Annotated in this window: 22 protein-coding genes; 11 read left to right on the plus strand and 11 right to left on the minus strand. The window is 39.0% G+C overall.

Annotated features, from left to right (window positions below):
- Positions 1 to 142: 142 nt before the first annotated feature.
- The 3 genes from C9J40_RS17950 to C9J40_RS17960 all read right to left on the minus strand — a co-directional run bounded on the left by C9J40_RS17950 (position 143) and on the right by C9J40_RS17960 (position 2,907).
- The gene (locus tag C9J40_RS17950) at positions 143 to 886 is read right to left on the minus strand and encodes an acetoacetate decarboxylase (protein ID WP_107208748.1); all 744 of its coding nucleotides are present in this window, start codon (positions 884 to 886) and stop codon (positions 143 to 145) included.
- A gap of 19 nt (positions 887 to 905) precedes the next feature.
- A complete protein-coding gene (locus C9J40_RS17955) occupies positions 906 to 2,030 on the minus strand; it encodes a patatin-like phospholipase family protein (RefSeq protein WP_107247579.1) in 1,125 nt (374 codons plus the stop codon).
- Between the two features lie 97 nt (positions 2,031 to 2,127).
- Positions 2,128 to 2,907: a 3-hydroxybutyrate dehydrogenase gene (locus tag C9J40_RS17960; RefSeq protein ID WP_107208750.1), complete on the minus strand. Its 780-nt coding sequence runs from the start codon at positions 2,905 to 2,907 to the stop codon at positions 2,128 to 2,130.
- Between the two features lie 430 nt (positions 2,908 to 3,337).
- Here C9J40_RS17960 and C9J40_RS17965 point away from each other — a divergent pair, with 430 nt between their 5' ends.
- A complete protein-coding gene (locus tag C9J40_RS17965) occupies positions 3,338 to 3,838 on the plus strand; it encodes a fasciclin domain-containing protein (protein WP_107208751.1) in 501 nt (166 codons plus the stop codon).
- A 208-nt stretch (positions 3,839 to 4,046) separates the two neighbouring features.
- On the opposite strand, the gene C9J40_RS17970 is transcribed toward C9J40_RS17965, so the two are convergent.
- Together C9J40_RS17970 and C9J40_RS17975 are read right to left on the minus strand one after the other, a co-directional pair.
- Complete coding sequence (locus tag C9J40_RS17970) at positions 4,047 to 4,571, minus strand: 4Fe-4S dicluster domain-containing protein (RefSeq protein WP_107247580.1); 525 nt, start codon at positions 4,569 to 4,571, stop codon at positions 4,047 to 4,049.
- Positions 4,571 to 5,155 carry a molecular chaperone TorD family protein gene (locus C9J40_RS17975; RefSeq protein ID WP_107208753.1) on the minus strand — a complete coding sequence of 195 codons (585 nt, stop codon included), beginning with the start codon at positions 5,153 to 5,155 and terminating at the stop codon, positions 4,571 to 4,573. Before C9J40_RS17975 ends, C9J40_RS17970 begins: the two co-directional genes overlap by 1 nt.
- A 311-nt stretch (positions 5,156 to 5,466) precedes the next feature.
- On the opposite strand from C9J40_RS17975, the gene C9J40_RS17980 reads away from it, so the two are divergent.
- Genes C9J40_RS17980 through C9J40_RS17990 form a run of 3 tightly spaced genes read left to right on the plus strand, consistent with a single transcriptional unit; the run spans position 5,467 to position 9,385 of the window.
- On the plus strand, positions 5,467 to 7,911 hold the full coding sequence (locus C9J40_RS17980) for a DmsA/YnfE/YnfF family dimethyl sulfoxide reductase (protein ID WP_107208754.1): 2,445 nt from the start codon (positions 5,467 to 5,469) through the stop codon (positions 7,909 to 7,911).
- 9 nt (positions 7,912 to 7,920) lie between these two features.
- The gene (locus C9J40_RS17985; RefSeq protein ID WP_107208755.1) at positions 7,921 to 8,538 is read left to right on the plus strand and encodes a DMSO/selenate family reductase complex B subunit; all 618 of its coding nucleotides are present in this window, start codon (positions 7,921 to 7,923) and stop codon (positions 8,536 to 8,538) included.
- A 1-nt stretch (position 8,539) separates the two neighbouring features.
- Entirely contained in the window at positions 8,540 to 9,385 is an 846-nt protein-coding gene (locus C9J40_RS17990) for a DmsC/YnfH family molybdoenzyme membrane anchor subunit (RefSeq protein WP_107208756.1), read from the plus strand.
- Positions 9,386 to 9,509: 124 nt separating this feature from the next.
- On the opposite strand, the gene C9J40_RS17995 is transcribed toward C9J40_RS17990, so the two are convergent.
- Positions 9,510 to 10,163, minus strand: a complete 654-nt coding sequence (locus C9J40_RS17995) for a toxin-antitoxin system YwqK family antitoxin (protein ID WP_107208757.1) — start codon at positions 10,161 to 10,163, stop codon at positions 9,510 to 9,512.
- Between the two features lie 190 nt (positions 10,164 to 10,353).
- Between C9J40_RS17995 and C9J40_RS22025 the strand changes: the two genes are divergently transcribed.
- Entirely contained in the window at positions 10,354 to 10,602 is a 249-nt protein-coding gene (locus C9J40_RS22025) for a hypothetical protein (RefSeq protein WP_158259272.1), read from the plus strand.
- A 1,232-nt stretch (positions 10,603 to 11,834) separates the two neighbouring features.
- Here the strand turns inward: C9J40_RS22025 and C9J40_RS18010 are convergent.
- Complete coding sequence (locus C9J40_RS18010) at positions 11,835 to 12,194, minus strand: phytase (protein WP_369919108.1); 360 nt, start codon at positions 12,192 to 12,194, stop codon at positions 11,835 to 11,837.
- Positions 12,195 to 12,215: 21 nt separating this feature from the next.
- Between C9J40_RS18010 and C9J40_RS18015 the strand changes: the two genes are divergently transcribed.
- From C9J40_RS18015 to C9J40_RS18040, 6 genes are all read left to right on the plus strand, one after another.
- Entirely contained in the window at positions 12,216 to 13,061 is an 846-nt protein-coding gene (locus tag C9J40_RS18015) for a diguanylate cyclase domain-containing protein (RefSeq protein WP_107247582.1), read from the plus strand.
- Positions 13,058 to 14,077, plus strand: a complete 1,020-nt coding sequence (locus tag C9J40_RS18020) for an AraC family transcriptional regulator ligand-binding domain-containing protein (RefSeq protein WP_107247583.1) — start codon at positions 13,058 to 13,060, stop codon at positions 14,075 to 14,077. Before C9J40_RS18015 ends, C9J40_RS18020 begins: the two co-directional genes overlap by 4 nt.
- 374 nt (positions 14,078 to 14,451) lie before the next feature.
- On the plus strand, positions 14,452 to 15,342 hold the full coding sequence (locus tag C9J40_RS18025) for a metal ABC transporter solute-binding protein, Zn/Mn family (RefSeq protein WP_107247584.1): 891 nt from the start codon (positions 14,452 to 14,454) through the stop codon (positions 15,340 to 15,342).
- 10 nt (positions 15,343 to 15,352) lie between these two features.
- Positions 15,353 to 16,111: a metal ABC transporter ATP-binding protein gene (locus C9J40_RS18030; protein WP_107208762.1), complete on the plus strand. Its 759-nt coding sequence runs from the start codon at positions 15,353 to 15,355 to the stop codon at positions 16,109 to 16,111.
- Positions 16,108 to 16,941 carry a metal ABC transporter permease gene (locus C9J40_RS18035; RefSeq protein ID WP_107208763.1) on the plus strand — a complete coding sequence of 278 codons (834 nt, stop codon included), beginning with the start codon at positions 16,108 to 16,110 and terminating at the stop codon, positions 16,939 to 16,941. Before C9J40_RS18030 ends, C9J40_RS18035 begins: the two co-directional genes overlap by 4 nt.
- Positions 16,942 to 17,442: 501 nt before the next feature.
- A complete protein-coding gene (locus C9J40_RS18040) occupies positions 17,443 to 19,641 on the plus strand; it encodes an immunoglobulin-like domain-containing protein (protein ID WP_107247585.1) in 2,199 nt (732 codons plus the stop codon).
- Between the two features lie 293 nt (positions 19,642 to 19,934).
- On the opposite strand, the gene C9J40_RS18045 is transcribed toward C9J40_RS18040, so the two are convergent.
- From C9J40_RS18045 to C9J40_RS22400, 4 genes are all read right to left on the minus strand, one after another.
- Positions 19,935 to 20,501 carry a hypothetical protein gene (locus tag C9J40_RS18045; protein WP_107247586.1) on the minus strand — a complete coding sequence of 189 codons (567 nt, stop codon included), beginning with the start codon at positions 20,499 to 20,501 and terminating at the stop codon, positions 19,935 to 19,937.
- A 114-nt stretch (positions 20,502 to 20,615) separates the two neighbouring features.
- Entirely contained in the window at positions 20,616 to 21,563 is a 948-nt protein-coding gene (locus C9J40_RS18050; RefSeq protein ID WP_107247587.1) for a DUF6236 family protein, read from the minus strand.
- 143 nt (positions 21,564 to 21,706) lie between these two features.
- On the minus strand, positions 21,707 to 22,339 hold the full coding sequence (locus tag C9J40_RS18055) for a DUF2971 domain-containing protein (protein WP_107247588.1): 633 nt from the start codon (positions 22,337 to 22,339) through the stop codon (positions 21,707 to 21,709).
- A 127-nt stretch (positions 22,340 to 22,466) separates the two neighbouring features.
- Positions 22,467 to 23,285 (minus strand): trypsin-like peptidase domain-containing protein, encoded by an 819-nt coding sequence (locus C9J40_RS22400; RefSeq protein WP_107247605.1) that lies wholly within the window; start codon positions 23,283 to 23,285, stop codon positions 22,467 to 22,469.

A 23,285-nucleotide genomic window follows, 5' to 3' on the forward strand; every position in this document is an offset into this window, starting at 1 on the left:
GATAAGTAACGAACTGCGAAATAAGAAAATCATCGCATAAGCTATGTCGTTATGCCTGTTCTTATTTATGAGGATAACGATAGTATTATCTGATGATTTTCTTAGGGATAAATGTATTTATAGTAATGAATATAGAATAAAACTATTTAAGATAATCGAACAAAACGTTACCGTATGAAAGCGTAAAGTCGACGATTTGATGCTTACCCCCAACGACTTTTTTGATAGGTAGTTGAGCAACTGGCGCTAAGGCATGTTCGAATAACTGAAGCGCTGCTGGGCCTGTCCACACGCCTTTAACGTTTACATCTGCCATGTAATATTCAATTAATTGGCAAACGTCAGTGCCTTTTCCTGTCACACTGGGGATTACCTTTAAAATATAATTAGGTGTGGTTTCGAGTGCTGATTTTGTTGCAGCAGTATCACCTTCGTAATATTTATAGCCCATTGTGCCAATAGCGACGTCGGTTTGATTGTATTTTAATCGCCCAGTGAGGGTGTCAACATCGACATCGAGTGAGGGAAAACCGTATTTTTTAGGAAAGCCCCAAATTTCTCTGCCGGCTACAATAGAGGCGACATCATCAACAAACATCAGGTGACTATAAAGTCCTTTCCTACCATTGTACTCAACTTCAATCACTTGACCTGATTCTTTAAAGCTTCCGAACCCAGCTGAATCTGGCATTTTCATAAATTCAAAATGCACCACATTACTGATCACTTTTAAGGGCTCTGGTACCACTTCTTTTAATAATTCGATGTCAGTTTCATAAGAGATGATCAGATACTCTCTATTTTTAAATTTATAATCGATGAGAGGTGCCGAAGGGGTTGTGATCGGCATAGAAAAAGCATTATTTTTTATTTGTTCTATTTTCATAATTTATCTCTATCTGTTTTTAAAGAAGATCTTCATCTAGTGTATAAATATGGATATCGTTGTCATTTTCATCGATTAACCATTGTTTATGATCTTTTTGATAAAGTGCGAGAGTGTCTTTGTAACCATTATCTCGATGGCGATAATAATTTTCTTTGCTGAAGTTATAGTCTTTACTTTCAAGTTCAGCCTGTTGAGACTTATAAATTAAATGAACAATCTCGAGGCTATTGGTATGACTTAATTTTAATATTTCTTGAACTTTTGGATCTTTCTTATCTTCTTCCGATAAAAATTGCGTTAAGTAAGTAATGGCAGAACACAGATTTTTAGAGGTTGAATAAAGATAAGATGCTCTTCGAGTTCTTGAAGAAAATTGAATATCTTTCACTCTTTCAGCTAATGCATTCATGTTAGTTGGTAATTCACCTTTGGCTGAAAACAAGTCGACCATGAAGCACAGCTTATTTCGACGACCATCAGGGTTATTTAATATTCTTTCTAATATCGACATAATGGGTGTATTTGAATATAACCCACCATCGATATAATATTTTCCATCAATTTCAACAGGTGGAAAACCCGGTGGCATCGCACCACTTGCCATAATATGTTCAGCTGTGATGGTTTCATGAAAACTATCGAATGTTTTAAAATCACCACTTTCAAGATCGACCGCACAGAGACTTAATCTAATTTGCTTTTGATTTAAATAATCAAAATCGATCAGTTCATTGAGTGTTTCTTTTAACGGTGAGGTGTCATAGTAACTTAACTCTGATGTTTTATACGTTTCAAATTCGCTTGGCCATAATTTAGGTTTAAAAAATCCGGGTTGACCTTGCCATATTGCTTGTTGCGCATCTGCCCAGTTTTTCATTTTATTATCGACGTTAAAAAAGAGATTTGAAAAAGAAATAGAAGAGGTCACTCTTTCCCAAAATATCTCAAGGTTTTTCAATCTATTTTCTGGTTTATTACCCGCAATAATGGCGGCATTAATCGCGCCAATAGAAATACCGATAATAGAATCTGGGTCAAAACCTTTTTCATTTAACGCTTGAAATGCCCCTAATTGGTAAGAGCCTAACGCTCCGCCACCTTGGAAGACATAAACAATCTTTTTATTGGTTTTTTTCTGCATGGGTAATGCCTTATAGAAAATGGCTAAATACGTGTCACTGACTTTGAACCGTCAAATCAAAATTCAAAGTCAGAGGGGGATTAAACAGTGAATAGTGTTATTGCATAAACCAGCCATGGCTAACGACAAGAGACTGACCTGTTAAGGCATTGGTTTCCCAGCTAGCAAAAACAACAGCGGCTTGCGCGATGTCTTTCATTGTTGAAAATTGGCCATCAACCGTATCTTTTAACATCACATTTTTAATTACTTCATCTTCAGTGATGCCTAATTCTTTTGCTTGCTCTGGAATTTGTTTTTCGACTAAGGGGGTTTTAACGTAACCAGGGCAAATAACATTCGCTCTCACGTTATATTCAGCGCCTTCTTTGGCAACAACTTCACATAAGCCAATCAGACCATGCTTGGCTGTAACGTAAGGGGCTTTTAATTTGGAGGCTTCTTTACTATGAACTGAGCCCATATAAATAATTGAGCCTGATTTTTGTTTGTACATGTGTTTTAAACACGCTTTGGTTGTTAAGAAGGCACCATCTAAGTGTACTGAGAGTAAATCTTTCCATTGTTGATAAGTTAATTCTTCAACAGACGCGATATGTTGATATCCTGCATTAGCAACTAAAATATCGATTCGACCAAAGTTATCAATAACCGTTTGAATATCATTATTGACTTGTTCTTCATTAGTCACGTTCATTGAAATAGCGAGCGCTTCTGAACCGTTATTTTTGATTTCAGCGACCGTTTTTTCAGCAGCATCAATATTGAGATCAGCAACAATAACTTTAGCGCCTTCTTTAGCATATTCAAAAGCAATAGCGCGACCAATTCCACTTGCTGCACCTGTAATAATAGCGACTTTATTTTCTAATTTCATATATAACCCCTTTTATATTGTGTAATTTTTAAGCGGTGTTATATTTAATATACATAAGAAACAGAATTAAAAAGCGATCAAAAAAGTAATGTAAACTTTCAATTAATTAAAAGTGTAATAATTATTTTGTTTTTAATTTGTTCAACATCGATTAAGTATTAATGCGTCAGTATTAAGTGATGCCTAAATTTCAATATAAAGAAAAGTTTTTATAATAAATAACAGTGGTTGATGAAGTGGTTATTATTTTAAAGGGGTTGATTTAAGAATATAAAATATGGACTACCGTTTATTCATTTAATTATTGCTAGTTTCTTGTGATAGATTCGTTACGAAGTAAAATTTATCTCACCCGTTGTTGATCCTTCTAAAAAATGAATACGTAAATGAGATTGAACCATTTAATTTCTTAGTCGTTAGAGGGTTAACCATGTTAAAAACAGTACTTATTTCAGCATCAATTCTAGTAGGAAGTTTAGTCAGTGTTAATGCTCAAGCTGGGCATCATGGAGAGAAAGAGGATATTGTTGATATTGCCGTTGGAAATGGATCATTCAACACGCTTGTTACTGCCGTAAAAGCCGCGGGTCTGGTTGATACACTCAAGGGAACGGGGCCATTTACCGTATTAGCGCCAACAGATGAAGCATTCAGTAAACTTCCTGCCGGTACTGTTGAAACATTGTTAAAACCTGAGAATAAACAAAAGTTGATTGATATCCTCACTTACCACGTTATATCTGGAAAAGTTATGGCAGATGATGTGGTTAAATTAAATGATGCGACAACACTTGAAGGTCAGAAAGTTAATATTACTGTCGATAACGGCAACGTAATGATTAATGATGCAAAGGTTATTAACACCGATGTGAAAGCCAGTAATGGTGTAATTCACGTAATTGATAGCGTATTAATACCATCAAGTAACTAGATAACATATTTTAAATAATATCACTGTATTGATTCCCCCTTGATAAATGTGTTTAGCCTTAATATAAAAATGGATAGGAGCTAATGCTGCTATCCATTTTGTTATTTGATAAATAAAGTGTTTTTCTTGCAATAAATGAACTTACATTATTATCTTTTTAGAACGAATGTTACTTAGAGTAAAAGGAACATTCGAGCGCAGAATATAATTAAGACACCGCCCCGATATAACAACTCGATAGACATTCACCGCAGCCATTACAACCATCATTTAAGATTGGCGTGCTGTTAGCGATAAGGCTGAGTGCTTGTTTGGGGCAATCATCAACACACTCTTGGCAATTATCAAAAATCTTAGCGTTACAGCTTTTACTAAAAGTTGGACGCCAGCCTGTATCTGTGGTGTTAAGGGTATTCAGTGCTTGAGTATCACAAGCATGAATACAGGCTTGGCAAAAGGTGCAATGGTTAAAACTCAGATCCATTACAGGCCCACTTGTTCCCATTGCCAAGATATTCTGTGGGCAAGCCGCGACACACTTTTCGCAGTTATTACATAAACGAGAAAATAGGCTTTCTTCGACAGCACCGAGTGGCCTTCCTGTATTAATACTGTCAGCTTTTAGGGTATCGGCAGATTGCGATACACCGCGCGACAGCGCACGAAATAAACCACGGCGACTGTGGTTTATTTCATGTTCGTTAGGCATCGATTCGGTGCTATCGGTTTTCATTATTCGCTCTCTTGCCAGTAGTTACGGTGTGATGCGATTTGTAACTGTTTCTCTTCACAATAGATGCTTAACCATGCCTGTGTATAAGCGGCCAATTGTTGGTAAAAAGCGGTTTCAGCATGTTGCTGCATGCTTTCAAGCATGAAAGGCGCAAAAGGCATTAAGTGCTCACTGAGCAACTGATTTGCTGCTGCTTGGTTATCTTGCTCAAGTAATAACGATACCAGCATTAGCATTAAACCGATGTGATCTTCAGGTTCGCGCATACCCGTATCGCAGGCTAAACCTTGTTGGCGAGTAAACTCACGGTATGCCAATGTTGATGAGCCAAATAAGGCATTTTCTTTATCTAAATACGCCGATCCCCATGGTGGACATGGCATATCACCACTGCCTTGCAGTAATTGAAAGTGATCAGCTTCGAGATTTTCCGTGTTAACAACACGGGCAAGCTCTGCAATATTTTTTAATAAATCATCATCTTGATCTGTGAAGGCTTGCAAGATGGCTGTGCCATTGTTTGATGTTGGTGAGTAGAACAAAAGACCACCAAGAAGGCGAAAAAGTGTAGCTTCGTAATGCATAGAGAATACTTGATAAATTTTTGGCGGAGCATACCGAGTTCATAAGCGGAAAAAATTGCGCTTGGTCAAAAAAACAAAACAAGCAATTGCATTTAATTATGTTATTAAATGTTTGTTAAATATTGGTGAAAATTTCATGTTGTATAAATTTGTGACTAACTTCTCAGTTGTGATTTAACAATTATGGAATTTCATATTGCAAATACGATTTGTTGATTTAGCGCAATAATTCTCTCTGTAATTTCAGTGTAAAAGAACGCCCAGAAAAAGACCGCGAGAGTCTTTTCGCATTTTTTATGAGTAGTTGTCCTATGAAAAACACACTGAAAGCAATGATTTCCGGTGGCCTATCAAGACGTGATTTTATGAAAACGTCGAGTGCTGTCGGTGGATTGGCTGCGACTGCCAGCGCCATGACCCTGCCATTTAAATCAAGCCCTGTTGCTGCCGCGACAGAGCAAGCGGTGAATGAAAAAATCGTCTGGAGTGCGTGCACCGTTAACTGTGGTAGCCGTTGTCCATTACGTATGCATGTGGTTGATGGTGAAATCAAATGGGTTGAAACCGATAACACAGGTGATGATGAATACGGTAATCACCAAGTGCGTGCGTGTTTACGTGGCCGTTCAATGCGTCGCCGTGTTTACAATCCTGATCGTTTGAAGTACCCAATGAAACGTGTCGGAAATCGTGGTGAAGGTAAATTCAAACGTATTTCATGGGATGAGGCGTATGATGAAATCGCTAACAATATGAAGCGAATCATCAAAGATCACGGTAACGAAGCGATCTATCTGAACTATGGTACAGGTACGCTTGGCGGCACCGTTACTAAATCATGGCCGCCAGCAGGCTCGCTTGTGGCACGTATGATGAACCTATGTGGTGGTTACTTAAATCATTACGGCGACTACTCAACAGCACAAATCAAAGAAGGCCTTAACTACACCTATGGTGGCTGGGGGGCGGGTAACTCGTTCTCTGATCTTGAAAACACCAAGTTAATTGTACAGTTTGGTAATAACCCGGCTGAAACCCGTATGTCAGGCGGCGGTTTGATCCATCACTTAATGGAATCAAAAGAGCGTTCAAAAGCGCGCATGATCATGGTTGATCCTCGTTATACCGACACTGCGGGTGGTCGTGAAGATGAGTGGATCCCAATTCGTCCAGGTACAGACGCAGCATTTGTTGCGGCAATGGCGTATGTGATGATCAAAGAAGATTTGGTCGATCAGCCATTCTTGGATAAATACTGTGTCGGTTACGATGAGAAAACTTTACCAGCATCAGCGCCCGCGAAGAGTGACTACAAGTCTTACATCTTAGGTGAAGGCGAAGACGGTATTGTGAAAACACCTGAGTGGGCAGCAAAAATTACCGGCATTCCGGTTGATACCATTATTAAAACCGCCCGTGAAATTGGCTCAACCAAACCTTGTGCGGTATTACAAGGCTGGGGCTTACAGCGTACCGCTAATGGTGAAATTGCCTGTCGTGCGATCGCAATGTTAGCACTGCTTACAGGTAACGTGGGTATTAACGGTGGTGGTACGGGGGCGCGTGAATCTGACTACAACATTCCGTTTGTCCGTTTCCCAACCTTAACGAACCCGATTGAAGCGTCGATCCCTATGTTCCTATGGACAGATGCGATTGTTCGCGGCACTGAAATGACCGATCTACGTGATGGTGTCCGTGGCGTTAAACAGCTCAAATCACCAATTAAAATGATTTGGAACTACGCGGGTAACTGTTTGATCAATCAGCATTCTGATATCAACAAAACCCACGAGATCTTACAAGATGACAAAGCCTGTGAGCTGATTGTGGTGATTGATAACCACATGACGTCATCGGCAAAATATGCCGATATCGTCCTGCCTGATCTTACAACCTCAGAGCAATCTGATTTCTGTATGGATACTAAAGCAGCCAACATGCCGTATTTCATTTTTGCCGATAAAGCGATTGAACCGCAGTTTGAAGCCAAAGGTATTTACGAAATGTGTTCTGAAATTTCAAAACGCATGGGCGTGGGTGAGCAGTTTACCGAAGGTCGTGATCAAGAAGGATGGCTACGTCACTTGTATGCGTTAACTCGTGAGCAAGATCCATCACTGCCTGATTTTGAAACCATGCGTAAGCTAGGTATCTACAAGCGTCGCGATCCAAACGGCCACTTTGTTGCTTACAAAGACTTCCGTGAAGATCCAGAGAAGAATCCACTGACGACACCATCGGGCAAGATTGAGATCTACTCTGAGCGTTTAGCACACCTAGCGGCAACATGGGAACTTCAAGAAGACGAAGTGATCCATCCACTGCCTATCTATGTGTCAACGTTTGATGGTTGGGATTCAAAACAACGTGAGCAATTCCCACTGCAGTTAACTGGCTTCCACTACAAAGCCCGTTGTCACTCAACCTATGGCAATGTCGATGTGATCAAAGAAGCGGCACGTCAAGAAATGTGGATTAACCCGATTGATGCCCAGCAACGTGGTATCGAAAACGGCGATTTGATCCGTATTTTCAACGATCGCGGTGAAACTCAAATTCCAGCCAAAGTCACCCCACGTATTCTGCCGGGTGTAGTTGCTCTGGGTGAAGGTGCTTGGTATGCCCCTGATAAACGTAAAGTCGATAAAGGTGGCTGTATCAACGTATTAACCTCTCAGCGTCCGAGTCCGCTGGCGAAAGGTAACCCACAGCACACTAACTTAGTGGAAGTTCAACTGGTGAAAAAGGCATAAGGTTAAAGCATGAAACAATACGGCTTTTATATTGATTCAAGTAAGTGCACCGGTTGTAAAACGTGTCAGCTTGCTTGTAAAGACAACAAAGATTTAGATGTTGGGGTTAACTTCCGTCGTGTATACGAATATGCGGGTGGTAACTGGGTAGAAGATAACGGCACTTGGCGTCAAGACGTGTTTTCTTACTATGTATCGATGGCGTGTAATCACTGTACTAAACCTGCTTGTACCAAAGTTTGTCCAAGCGGCGCGATGCACAAGCGTAAAGAAGACGGCTTTGTGGTTGTCGACACTGAAAAATGTATCGGTTGTCAGTACTGTGGCATGGCATGTCCTTACGGCGCACCACAATACAATGCTGAAAAAGGTCACATGACCAAGTGTGATGGTTGTTATGAGCGAGTTGGTCAAGGGCTACAGCCTATTTGTGTTGATTCTTGTCCGCTACGTGCGTTGGAGTTTGGCCCTATTGCAGAGCTACGTGCCAAATACGGCAGTCATGCAGAAGTGGCACCGCTACCAAAAGCATCATTAACGCAACCAAACATCATCATTAAACCGAACCGCCATGCGCGTCCTTGTGGAGACACCACAGGTCACTTGGCTAACCCGAAGGAAGTGTAATATGGCATGGCATGAATGGCCGCTTATCGTCTTTACGGTATTGGCACAAACATCGGTAGGTGCATTTTTAGTGTTAGCTACCATGATGTTAACAAAGCAACTGTCACTCGCTGCAGAAAAGCGTCTTCATAAAGCGATGTTCGGTTTATGGGCGATAATGGGATTGGGTTTCCTTGCATCGATTATGCACCTTGGTAGCCCACTGCGCGCAATGAATGCGTTGAATATGCTGGGTAGCTCTTGGTTATCAAATGAAATTGCAACGGGGAGTGCGTTCTTCGCTTTAGGTGGCATGTTCTGGTTATTGTCGGTATTAAACGTTGGCAGTGTAGCAATCCGCAAAGCCCTAATGATCGGTGCGATGCTGGTGGGCGTTGCCTTTATGTATGCGATGACCATGGTATACATGATTGATACTGTGCCTACGTGGTACACACCGTTAACGCCAGCAGCATTTGTGATCACTATGCTGATCAGCGGTACAGCATTGGCACAACTCCTGTTATCAGTGGCAAAACATGACAGCACAGTAGCGAACAAGCTGCTACCTGTTATGGGGTTGGTGGGGATGTTCGCGGTAGTAATGGTTGTGATGTTGCTTTCATCGCACCTAGCGAGTATTGAAACCAGTGTGACGACGGCATTAGCGGTAGTGCCACAGCACACAAGCTTGCAGATAGCCCGTATTGTCTTAATCGTCGCTGCAATGGTGCTGTGGTTATTACCTGTGGTTCAGCGTAAAAATGTAACAGTACTACCGATGGCTATGGCATTTACCATGATTGTGGTAGCAGAGCTAATCGGCCGTGGCTTCTTCTATGGCATGCACTTAAGCGCTGGTATGTAATACGCTGCCATATAAGCGAAATATTGATGAAAAATAAAATGGATAGGGGCGTGAGTTCCTATCCATTTTTTATTTTGGATGATAGGAAAAGAGTATCACGCTGCTATGAGCTATGAGCTATGAGCTATGGCTTATTGCTGTCAATTAATTCATCGTTCTTATAACGTAATCGACCAATTTGCTCACCTTGCTTGTTGTATATTTTTACCACCCCATTTTTTTTGCCATCAACATAATATTCCTCAACCTTTAATTGCCCATTTCTAAAGTAGCTTTTTGCTACGCCATTGAGCTTACCTCTACGGTAATTTTCTTCAAACTCTAGCGTACCGTCATCATAGTAGCCTTTTAAACTTCCCCTAGGTTTGCCATTAACATAGTTCTCTTCAAGTTTGATCCCACCATGTTGGTAGTAAGCCTTTAACAGCCCATGCGTTTGCCCATTAAGATAGTTTTCTTCGTATTTTAGTGCGCCACTTTTATAATAAATTTTGCTGGGGCCATGTGGGTAGCCGTTACGAAAATAGCCAACAAGCTGAAGTGCTCCATTGTCGTAATAGCTCTTTACCATGCCTTCGGGTTTGCCATTTTTAAAATAGCCCTCAGTTCTTAACACGCCATTTTTGTAAAAGCCTTTTCGTAGCCCTTCGAGCTTACCGTTCACATAGTTATCTAGACTTCTTAGCTCACCTGTGGGGTAGTATGTTTTGTGAATAGCAGCGGATGATAACGGCGAGAAAAGTAGCATGAATAAGGCGATCAGCGTTGTTATTTTCATGGTGCTACTCCACGTTGAACTTTGAGTTATAACGTGAGTATATGCATAGCATTTAATCTTGAGCGGTAAATAAGTGAGAGAGAAGAAAGAAAGGCTTGATCTAAATAAAAGCGTTGAGGTTGGTGTGGTACGCTAATGCTGTTGTTAATATTCCGAGAACGACCACAATAAGAAGAGGGAAGTATTTAACGTGTTGATGAATAAAAACCGTAACGTTATGAGAGGCTATCCACGACGATACAGTTTTTATGATATAGGCGGTCGTTTTATCTCAGTACCGGCTATGTTAGCCCAAACAAATTGTCAGTTTGGTCATGTTACTGGCATTGCTATATATCGCGGTATCAGACTGATCACTATTGTTATGGCATTCAAGTCTGAATCCATCTCTGATCGTTGGGTTCTCATTAATGAAAGTATTGAAAGCTTCGATGCTTGATGTTGAGCTAATGACCGAATCAATTTCTCGATGGTTTGCTCCCTGCTGAATTATACCTGTTATCTTAAATTCACGAATTTCCATTGCTAAACCTTTACAGACTTTAAAACTCATTATTATTTTAACTCATTATATATTATGGACTGGTGATAAATATATAAAGAAATGATGAAAGCGATCTGGATCTACTAATAGATATATCTGACAACAGATAAGACAAAAATAACTCATTATTTTGTTTTAGCGAGTATATGTTTCATTCGGCTAATAATAAGTGAACAATATATAGCCGTATTTTTATTGGTTTCATAGCGTTTTATTGCTACTTCTTGGTTTTTCGTGGTGTTTTTTAAAGTATAAAACGTAAATTTACGTATTTTAAATCGCATTCATGCGATTTTTCTTAATAAAACCATATTATACTCTCGTAACAAATTTGAGCTTTGTCACAAAAAATAAAACTAAATTTAATCTTATTTTTAATTAAACTTAAAAATTAAATATATGTTTAATAAGTGTCATTTTTTAATTATTTAAATAAATGGTTTTATATTTTTTATTTGTGGCTTTATTGATATGGAAAATATAAGGTTGCGATGTTTTTACAAAATAATAATTGTAAAATAAAAGCTAATTCAATAATAAATAAAAAGACGTTTATATTGAAGAACTCATATATCGCATTAGTTATTGGACGTTTAATTTCTAGCAATGTTGCCCATGAGCAAAACCTGGTGTGCCAACTATCGAGTGGGGTGAGTATAAATATATGCTGACTGAAATTTTCGCACTTATGCTCGCTCTTATAATGACAGTGAGCAGCGATTTTTTGCTTGTGAACTAAGTTTTCAATAGGTTAAGTGTGAATATTGTGACTCTTTTTTAAATAAAAATAACGCCAGAATGAAAACTTATTCGCATTAGTTAATCTAATGTTTACTTGGTGTTTTTCTCGTTTTTAAATTAAGTCTGCCTGATTATAATTCCTCACATAGCAGCAAGGTTGAAGCTTATAAAACCTGACTTTGTATGCTGTTTTAACTTTATTAATACTTGATTTTCAGAGGAATTAACCATGTCTACAATCATGAATAAAATTATCAAATTATACGTACCTGTTTTCTCACCAATGTACAAAAGCAACAACATGGTGAAATAATTTGATAGGACTATTAGTAAATAACAATACTTAAAGGGCTTTGAAGATGAATTCAAAGCCCTTTTTATATTCATTATTGTTTCAATGCGTTGGCGATGTCACGCCAGTCTGCCATTTTGAAGTTTTGATTTTGATCGTCATACGAGGCATCAACGTTATAGCCATCTTGAACAAGGAATAATCCTTGCGGGAAACGATCACTAATCGTGGCAGAAACAGCATGAATACCATCGGTTTCACTGGCACCATCTAAGCCATTATCATCATCGGCGGTGAGCGCAAAGCTGCCTTTATAGCGGTAGTTATTATCCAGATCGTAAACAGCATAAGTGTGGTTACCTTGGCTTGATACAATCAGTTCATTCACCGTACCGTCGTTGTAAATTGTTAGCCCTTCTGCGTCGGCAACAATTTGTTTGCCATCTATTTCAATATAGCGTTACTGAGTCTGATTGTGTTTAATATTACGAACGGCACGATTAAGAGCCATCAGCAAGTTAATTGGTTAGATGTTGTAGGGGAAGGCTCATCGGCAATCATGGTATTGGTGTGGCTGGTGGTGATCCTGTCCACCCGTGCACCGGGGAAAATTACCAACTATTTTGCGATGGGGTTTACCTGTATTTTTTTAGCGTTAACCCAAGATGTTATTGATGAGTTTATTCGTTTAAAAAACTACACCATGATTGGAAATACCATGGAGTACATGATCCTTGGGCTGGCCATTGTGACTTATGCCTTTTGTTTGTGGCGTAAAGAGCTTGCAGTAGTAAAAAATTATGTGATGCAACGCCAACAGTTAAATGCGCGAACGCCGCTCCATCCTGAAAATTATCGCCTCCCAGAGTTGAGTTATTTACACCGTGCACTGACAGCGCAATACGCAGAGTCGAGCAAACAAAATGATTGTTATTTGATTGCGATTAACTTACAAAACAGTTACCAACTTTTACCTCAACTTTCACCTCAAGAAGCAGAAAGACTCAGAGTCTCGATCTCTGAATTGCTGTTAATTGCATCTCGCCATAGTGATTTAGTGTGCCAAGTTGCGGGGCATCACTACCTTATGTTACTGGACGGGTTAAGCAAGAAAGATGCAGTAATATATGCTCGCTATGTTGAACAGTTACTCAGCACTTACCAATTTTATTTAGATTCTAGTATTCGCATAGAGATGCAATGGCAAATAGGTATTGTTGAAGTCAAACCGTCCACTTACTCATTACCGTCATTATACAAACAGATAGATGAAGCGATAAACCTTTCACGTGAGCCCCACGTTTATAAAGGTAGCGCATGAAAGGGCATTTCGCAGTGACGGCACCATGGTTGGAATGCCACGATAAAACCATTTCTGCAAGGCAACACATTGCGTTATTACTGGATTTACTCAGTAGCCGTGGTGTAAATATGCACTACGTATTACGGCATACAGGGATTTTTTATGATGATTTAATTACGCAAGATTTACAGGTAAGTCCCGTACAATTCTCTCGTTTAATTAGAAATGTAGCGAAGTTAGAGCAGTTTCCAGAATTGAGCTTTCTGTTTGGGCAGCAATTGATCCCGAGTGTATTTCCGACGACTAGCCATATATTGATCCATGCCCCGACCGTCAACACCTTGATGAATAATATAGCGCTTTACTCTGAGAGCTACTTCCCTTTATCTAAACTCACCACACAATTTGATGATTCGGGCGTTTATGTTTTCGTCGAAGATCCTTATGGGATTGAGGCTTCATTGAGTTCCCGAGATCGTATTGCTTATTTTCGTTGGTTAACAGAGTATGTCTTTACTTCGGTTATATCGTTAGTTAATTGGCGAGCTGATACCCAATTACCTTGGTCTGTTATGGTGGATTGGTTATGCCCACCATGGCAAGAGCATTATCAGATGTATTGGGAGAAGGTCAATTTCAATCAGCCGATGATTGCCTTGCATTTACCCAAGCAGTATCTGGATGTCACTTTGAAAGATAGCTCTTCAACCTTGTATAAAGTGGCACGAAAGATAACACCCATTCCAAGTTGTGGTTTATTGAGCCATATTCGAAATGTGTTTCGCCAAAACCTTGTTCAAGTCCCGTCGTTAAATGCGTTATCTGAAATGATGTTAATGAGCCCTGCCACGCTAAAACGTCGATTAAAAGCACATCATCATACTTACCGTTCATTATTGGGCGAGGTTAACCAGCAGCATGCTTTATATTTACAACAGATAAAACAATGGGATGATCACCAAATTGCGCAAGAGATGCAATTTTTTGATGTCAGTAATTATCGCCGTGCAATTCGCCGTTGGAAGACAAATTAATCACGTCAATTATTCTATAATGTCTAGTAATATAGAGTAAGGTGTACTAATTTCACGACCACGTAAAATTAGCACTTATTAATAACCAGCAATATCGATAATTAAGATTTCACTGATAATAATAATAATAACGTTAAACAATGAGAGTTAACGTTTTTAATTAAATATCTTTATGATATTTAATTAAAAAATAAAAGAGGGGAAGGTTGGTTGTTATTTAATGCTATTATATTTAATGGTAGTTAATTGTTATTAATTAACTAATACTGCTTCTTTTATAAATATTCGAACTATTAAAAACAAAGAAATGTTATAACATAACAATTCTGAGTGTTTACCTCAGGATTATTCATGTCGTGATTAGGAATAGATCAATGAAAAAGAAGTCTTCATTTATAGTATTGATGACAACGCTGTGCGTCTTGTTTTCAGTATCAAAAGCAATGGCTGCAGAAGCGCCAATTGATGTAACGGTAAGTATTGCCCCACAAAAGTATTTTGTGAAAGAAATTGGCGGGAATAATGTTAATGTCAATGTAATGGTGCCAGCAGGCGCTGAGCCAGATGATTACGAACCAACACCAAACCAAGTTGTGTTACTTAACAAGAGTAAACTTTACTTTTCTATCGGTGTGCCATTTGAAAAAAGCTGGTTAAACAAATTTAAAAGCTCAGCAAAAGATCTAACGATTGTTGATACCCAGCAAGGTATTGAGCGTATGCCAATGGATTATAACGACGATGGTGAGCGTATTCCTGAGGCATCAGGCATTAAAGACCCACATATTTGGTTATCACCAGCCCTTGTGCGTATTCAAGCCATGAACATTCGTGATGCATTAATTAACATTGATCCTCAGCACCAGCAAGAATATCGTGAAAATTATCTGAAATTCTCTAAAAAGATCAATCAAATTGATGATGCTTTAATTGCGATTATGGCGAAGATCCCAGCAGCACATAATCAATTTATGACGTATCACCCAGCGTGGGGTTACTTCGCGACAGATTACGGCTTACGTCAACTGCCTATTCAAAATGAAGGTAAAGAAGCCAGTGCGCAACGTCTAAAATCACTGATTGATACAGCAAAGAAACAGCACATTAAAGTTATCTTTATTGAGCCGCAGTTTTCAAAAGAACAAGCAAAAGTTATTGCGAATGCAATTGGCGGCAAAGTGGTGGCAATTAACCCACTTGCAGAAGATTGGGGTAATAACTTGCTAACGGTTGCGAACGCGTTTGAATCTAACGTGAATCATTAAGAGCGAAAAAATGAAAAAGATTGTGGATGTACAGAATGTCAGTTTTGCTTATAAGAACCATCAAGCATTAATTGACATAAACTTCGAGCTTTACGAAGGTCAACGTTGTGCATTACTTGGACCCAATGGCGGTGGTAAAACGACATTAGTCAAACTACTACTGGGCATATTATCGGGTTATCAGGGCAATCTCGCACTGTTTGGCGACCGTCCCGGTCGCCATCCAGCGCTTATTGGGTATGTTCCTCAGCAATATAAATTGAATCCAATATTACCCGTCACAGTAAAAGACGTAGTATTAATGGGGGCCAATGCAGAGCAGCTAAAAGATAAGGCATCGCTGCCAGCCTTATTAACCCAAGCATTACAACAAATGCATATCGAGCATATAGAAAATACGCTGTTTAAAGACCTTTCCGGCGGGCAGCGTCAACGTGTATTAGTGGCTAGGGCGTTGATTGCCCAACCTAAGTTATTAATCCTTGATGAGCCAACCAGTAATGTCGATCCAAGCATGACGGCACAATTTTTTGCCTTGATATCAGCGCTGCCCAAAGATGTTGCAGTATTAGTGGTAAGCCATGATATGGGTATTTTAGAGTATCAGATTGATGTGATTTTAGGGCTAAACCAAACCATGAAAGTGCAGCAGAGTAAGGCATTAACGTCTGATATGTTGCAACACTTATACGGCGTGAACAGCCATTTTCTTCAAGATCTTGTTCAGCCAACTACAACCAATCACAAAACAAGTCCTGCTTTAGTATGATCGAGCTCTTACAATATAACTTTATTCAACATGCATTAATTGCAGCAGTGCTGGTTAGCATTGTTGCCGGCATTATTGGCGTATTAGTCGTGACCAATCGATTAGTATTTCTCTCTGGTGGTATTGTTCACACAGCATACGGAGGTGTGGGGTTAGCTTTCTATGCAGGCACTGCGGTAATGCCAACAACCTTGGTATTTACTTCGATTAATGCCTTGTTATTAGGGGTGCTAAGTCAGCGTAAACTAGAGCAGTTAGATATTTTTATCGGTCTGATTTGGTCGCTAGGCATGGCAATCGGCATCATCTTAATGGCGTTAACGCCGGGATATGGGGCAGATTTAAGCAGTTACCTGTTTGGTAGTATTCTCACTGTTCCAGTCTCGACGTTATATCTGATGGGGGGCAGTGTACTCATCATTGGTGCTTACACGATTTATAACTATCGTTCGCTAGTCTTAATGTCTTTTGATGCTGATTTTGCGCAGAGTAAAGGCGTTAAAGTAAAACGCATGTACTTATCATTATTAGTGCTGGTGGCAATTGCCAGCGTTATCTTAGTGAAAGTGGTGGGTATTGTATTGGTGATGGCGCTGCTAACCATGCCAGCGTACATGGCGGCGCAATATACAAAATCGATGTTATCCATGATGTGCCACAGTATTTTATGGTGCCTTGGCTTTACGTTAACGGGGTTGATTTTCTCTTACCAGATGAATCTACCGTCAGGGGCCACCATTGTTGTTACCGCGTCTATTTGTTTAGCGTTGCAACTGGGGCTTAAAGAAATCCTGAAATTCTTCAAAAAAGGCGCTGTTCAAGCCGCGTAATGGTACAGCAAGTAGAAGCGCCCCTTCTACTTGCTACCTACTTCTATACCCTCGTTATCCTCTTCCTGTTTTTCCCATGTCACCCACGCTTTTTACATTTATGATTGGTAGATTTCTGTGTAATTGCACAGTAAATGTTACAAAGTGTAACGAGTAAATATTCGCAGTGAGCATTAAGTTATTGTTTTTAATTTCTTTAGGTTATTAGTCATCAGCTGATTTGATCTTCTTGGCGTCAAAAAAGTATCGTTGGTAATCAAAAAAAATATTTTTCTGAAAGCAGGTCTAAATTTTGAACGCTGTTCTATATTGGTGTCGCCAAAAAAATAACGATAGCTATGTCACAAATTTGAACCAATCAAAGACCGATCCCGCGTGCCGTAATAATGTTCTGTTACATCTCACCACTGTGGATTCTCACAAGCTCCGTTATGCTCCACGCATCTTAGGCACTTTTATTAAAGATACATGCCTATCCAATGTCGTTTTAAGAGTAATAACATGAAAAAAACATCTCTATTTGCATTGAGTGCAGTGGCACTGTCTTGCGCAATTAGCTTTACCGCTCACGCGGGTGACAAAATGGTTAACCCTGAAGGCGGGGTTGTTGTGGGTTACTGGCATAACTGGGCTGACGGCCAAGGTTATAAAATGGGTAATGCACCTGCGATGTCACTAAAAGACATTAACCCAATGTATAACGTGGTTGATGTTTCTTTCATGAAAGTTTACGACGTGGCTGAAGGCCGTATTCCGACGTTTCATTTAGATGCGGAAACGGGTTTAACCGAGCAGCAATTCATCGACCAAATTAAAGCGCTTAACGATCAAGGTCGCTCTGTGCTTATCGCACTAGGTGGCGCTGATGCGCACGTTGAAATGAAAACAGGCGATGAGCAAGCATTCGCTGATGAAATCATTCGTCTAACAGATTTATACGGTTTCGATGGTCTAGATATCGACCTTGAGCAAGCAGCGATTGATGCGGCGGATAACCAAACCGTTATTCCAGCGGCACTGCGTATGGTTAAAGATCACTACCGTGCACAAGGTAAAAACTTCCTTATCACCATGGCGCCAGAATTCCCGTACCTAACAGAATCGGGCAAATACATTCCTTACATCACAGGTCTTGAAGGTTACTACGACTGGATCAACCCACAGTTTTACAACCAAGGTGGTGACGGCGTTTACATTGAAGGCATTGGTTGGATTGCCCAAAATAATGATGTGCTAAAAGAAGAGTTCATCTACTACATGGCTGATTCATTGATCAACGGTACTCGTGGTTTCACTAAGATCCCACACGATAAACTTGTATTTGGTATTCCAACCAACATCGATGCCGCAGCAACAGGTTACGTACAAGACCCACAAGATTTGTTTGATGCATTCAAACGCCTTGAAGCACAATCTCAGCCACTACGTGGTGTAATGACATGGTCTATCAACTGGGATATCGGCACGAATAAAGCAGGTCAAGCGTACAACAGCAGCTTTATTAACACTTACGGCCCGTTCATTCACAGCCAAGTGCCACCGGTTGTTCAACCGGGTAAACCTGTGATCATGGGTTTAACGGATGCTCGCGTTCAGCACCGCACAAACTTTGATGCAATGGCTGGCGTAACAGCAACAGACAAAGAAGACGGCACCCTAACATCAGCAATTAACGTATCTGGCTCGGTAGATACACAACGTGTAGGCGAGTATGTACTAACTTACTCAGTATCAGATTCAGACAACAATGAAACCGTATCACCACGTAAAGTAACCGTATTTAGCGCATTACCAACCTTCGCTGGTGTGGCAAATGCAGTTGTGAAAATCGGTGAAAACTTCGATGTCATGGCTGGCGTATCAGCATCGGATGCAGAAGATGGCGATCTAACAGCAAACATCACAGTATCTGGCGCTGTAAACACTGCGGTTGCGGGTAAATACGAACTTGTTTACTCAATCACAGACAGCGCAAACCAGACGGTAACTGTAAAGCGTACCGTGGTAGTTAACGATGGCTCTATCGTGTGTACTAATCCGTGGAAATCAGATGTTGTTTACGTTGAAGATGATGTAGTAAGCCATAACGGTAAAGATTGGTTAGCGGGTTGGTATACGAAAGGTGAAGAACCAGGCACAACGGGTGAGTGGGGCGTTTGGCGTGAAGCAGGCGATAGCGACTGTGGCGGCGTTGTACCACCACAACCAGAAGCAGATTTCACCGCATCTCTATCTGGCGTAAACAGCAGCTACAAGATCACTAACGGCACTGCGACACTGAACCTGAATTACACCGCGAACAAAGCAAGTTCTGTACAGATTGATGTGATTGACGCAATGGGTTACCCAGTAAACGGCGGTAACTTCACGGCAGATTTTGCCGCTAACAGCGCGATTAAACTGGTACTTAATAACGTAGTGGAAGGTAAACACTCACTACGCATGATCGCCCAATCAAAAGGTGAGCAAGTAGAATCTCGTCACCAGTTTGTATTAGAAGATCAAGGTACGGTTGAGCCACCAGTAACTGACGTTCCTGCTTATGAAGCGGGTAAAGCGTACCAAGCGGGCGACCAAGTATTAGGTACAGACGGTAACGTATACCAATGTAAACCATGGCCTTACACGGGCTGGTGTGCAAATGCTTCATACGCACCAGGTTCAAGCCTATACTGGGCTGACGCATGGGATAAGCTATAAGCTTACCGATAGCTAAATAAACGAAAAGCCAGCATGTTATGTGCTGGCTTTTTTGTTTTAGATAATGTATTCAACAATATTTATGCGTTCTTGCTGACTTAAGTCATTATTGGACATAAACCATTTTGAGAATTAGCTCTATCCCTACTAGCAATCATTAGGAAAAATAAGTGTAATGTTCAGTTTTTCTCGCTATCACTCTTCACTCTTCACTCTTTTTACTTATGTAAGAAGACTTGGATTTGTTCAACACTTAGGATAAATGTCGGCTGCACGGTACATACACAACATCGCTATGTTTTTGTGTGGCAAAGTGTTTCAATCATTCCATCTACGTAACTTACAACTATCTCAATTTGACTTTTAAAATTATCCACACTTATGTAATTAATCCCTTTAACTGTCTCGTTTCCTTTTTTGTCTGTTGCATATCTAAAAGAGAAAGAGTCTTCATCAATCTTGTTGAATTGATTAACAATGAGACGTTCTTTTTTTATTTTAGGAGTAAATATAAGCGTAATATTTTCTTGTTTTATAAAAGCTTCATATTGTTCTATTGCTGCATCCCAGAGAGGTAACAACTTGTGCAGAGAAAGAATTTTATCATTTCTCTTATAACCTAATTTTTTATCTAGTTCTCGAATAAGATCTTTAAGTGTCAGCTCTAAATACTGTCGATACAAAAATACAATAGGAAAAACCAGAGCATCTTTTTCGTTAGTGATCCTATTATCATAATCTACAGTTAATTCACGAGCTGCTATTTTATATCCTTCATTATAAAAAGGAGATTTATTTATCATCCAACCAATATCCGCATTAGTTCGATCTTTTACAATTCCTTTAAACAATTCTTCCAATTTCTACTCCATAATACGAAAAGCATATCAAACTCAATTTCAAAACTATAAACACTAAGCTAATATTGAGCCAAAAATTCCAACCATAGCAAGTTAATTATATTGATATCAATATTACAAAACGCCTGCCTTAAATGCTTCAGTAAGATAACTAAACTCAACTTGATCTTCTGGAATTACTTTTAATTTTTTACTTTTTATAGGCTCTAATTTAATCATACTTGCAGCAGAACATACTAGCCCACCAAAAATTGGTGTTAGTGGATTTATAGGTGTTCCCTCAAAAAGAGATATACCTCCACAAATAGATGCGCCCTTAAAAAATTCACTCATTAACGTCGTTACATTTTGAGATCCTATATTTACTTTTAGATCTGTAAATTTAATTAAACGACCAAACCTACTTCGAGATAACGCTGCAATTTCATTAGTAATTTTTTCTAGGTCAGAAATTGCCAAATTCAAAGATGTTTCACTAAATCCAGTAGGAAGTGAAACTTGACGCGTTACCAAATCCATCGAATTTCGAAATTCATTTAACAAAACTGAATGTTCATTTTTAAACGCAACGATTTTCTCGATGGATATATTTCCTGCTGGTATGGGGAGCTTATTATATAGTGCAACTTGTATACAATATTCATCAATTGCATCTTTCTCTCTAGCTATAAACTCCCTATAGGATTGCTGTGGAACCCAGATAACATCGGGTTGGTTTATTGATCTTTTCTTTAAAGACTGAGCCTGAAAGTCTAAGAACGTATTAACCCAATTTTTTGAACCATCAGACTTTAAGCTATATGCCGACTCTGTCGTGTATATGTTTCTTGCTAGCGGTAGATCTTGATATTCTTTGAGTAAGATCCCTGCTTCTTCTAAAATAATCTCATCCACGCTTTTCTTCCAGAGAGGAAGTTGAGCACTAATAGGCTGCACAATATAATCCCAATAAAGACAGAAGCTCTGCATCTGTTCTTTACGAAGCTGAACATGAGGTATGTAAGCATCACCACTAAGGTTCATAAAGTGGGGACAGAAAACTACTCCTCGTTTTTGGGACATAAAATCTCCTCTTAAAAATAACGCTTTTTATATAGAGCTGGCTGTAATATTCATATGTGCTTTAATATCTTATTTAAGAATCTTTCAAATTTCTATAAGGAACAGTTAATTTTCTATACTTGAAACCTGACTTAGTTACTTTGTCATATAATATCTAATTTGAAGTTATTTTTTGATTTTTTCATGTCATAAAAAATAACTTGATCATTTTTAAGTATTTTTCTAATTGTATTCTTATTTTTTTCATTCATATTACATCCAAAATATATTTCCTTTATTGCTCCATCAGGAAGACAAAATAATTTCCCTTTAGCATTTGAATCATTTAGTTGTAAAATCAACCTAACCTCTTCTTCATATTTCCAATCATCATACTTTTGTGTCAATATTCTTTGCCATTCTTCATTAATCCCTCCAATTTTATTTGAATGTAAAAAGGTATCATTATCTACTTCTAAAAAACTTTCACTATATTTAACCTCAACCATAATTTTACTATTTTCTAATTCAAGACAGTCAATCCCAATACAAAAACCTCTATGACAATCAGCATAATGAGACCACATTAAGATATTATCCATATTTTTAGAAAAACAACTTATTGCTTTATGTTCAACATATTCATTGAAAAGAGAGTTAATTTTTTTATTTTCAAAATCTATTGTTAATATTGAATCAAATGGATCATTAAATTCCGTTGGTTTAGACGCCCATATTTCATTATTAATTAGACAAGATAATGAATTTTCATTAAAAGAAAAATATTTATATAACATGTAGATTCCCAATATATAACTATGTTTTACAGTAACTCATACTTAAAGCAAATTACTTATAAAAGATGGTCTTAATGTGTCCAACGCTTTGGATAGGTGTCGGCTACGCGACACATATCCTTATTTTTTATAAAATTTTTCCGCAACAGTCTTTAAATTTCTTGCCACTTTCACAAGGACACGGCGAATTTCTGGGTACAAAGCTACCTATAGATTGCTTTTTTACAGGATTCAAAACCTCCTCATTTGCAAATTTGATTTTGAAACCGATACCAATGCCTGAGTTTGCATTTGATTCTAGAGCATCTGTAATAGCTGATAAGCCATTAGCGATAAGTTGAGCTAAGCGTCCGAAGTCAATACCCATGATCGATACAGACCCTTGAGCAATCTCTTGACAATGAGCTGTTAATTCTGCGATTGGTGGACGTAAGGAGTTTAATGAACCTCCACCAAGGAAACGTCGTTGTGTAACGATACCAACGACAAGTCCAGAACTTGAATCGACAATAGGTCCACCTGAATTACCACCATTCACTGAACCATCAATGTAAAAACCATGAGCTTGAGTTGGACCAGAAATTATTGCTTCATGAATTAACAAGTCATGAATACCGTGAGGGAAACCTGCAAATAAAATACGTTTACCTCGAGTGATGTCCTCCGACTCATCGGGTTGAAGAACTATGCGACCATTCGGAAGTTCGTCTTCTAATTCAAGAATTGCAAAATCATGCTCTTTTTTATGAGAATAGCTTATTAACTTAGCTCTCAATCGAATATTTTTTTCTGTAATTGCATATATTTGAACACCACTTGAGATATGTTGTTCGATTACATGATGATTCGTGACTACTGTTTTCTCATTTCGAAAACTAAACCCACTACCTGAGCTGTTACCACTTTCAATGCGAAACGTCGCATTTGCTAAATCCTGATGATTCAT

The sequence above is a fragment of the Photobacterium sp. GB-72 genome, from assembly GCF_003026095.1.
Classification (GTDB): domain Bacteria; phylum Pseudomonadota; class Gammaproteobacteria; order Enterobacterales; family Vibrionaceae; genus Photobacterium.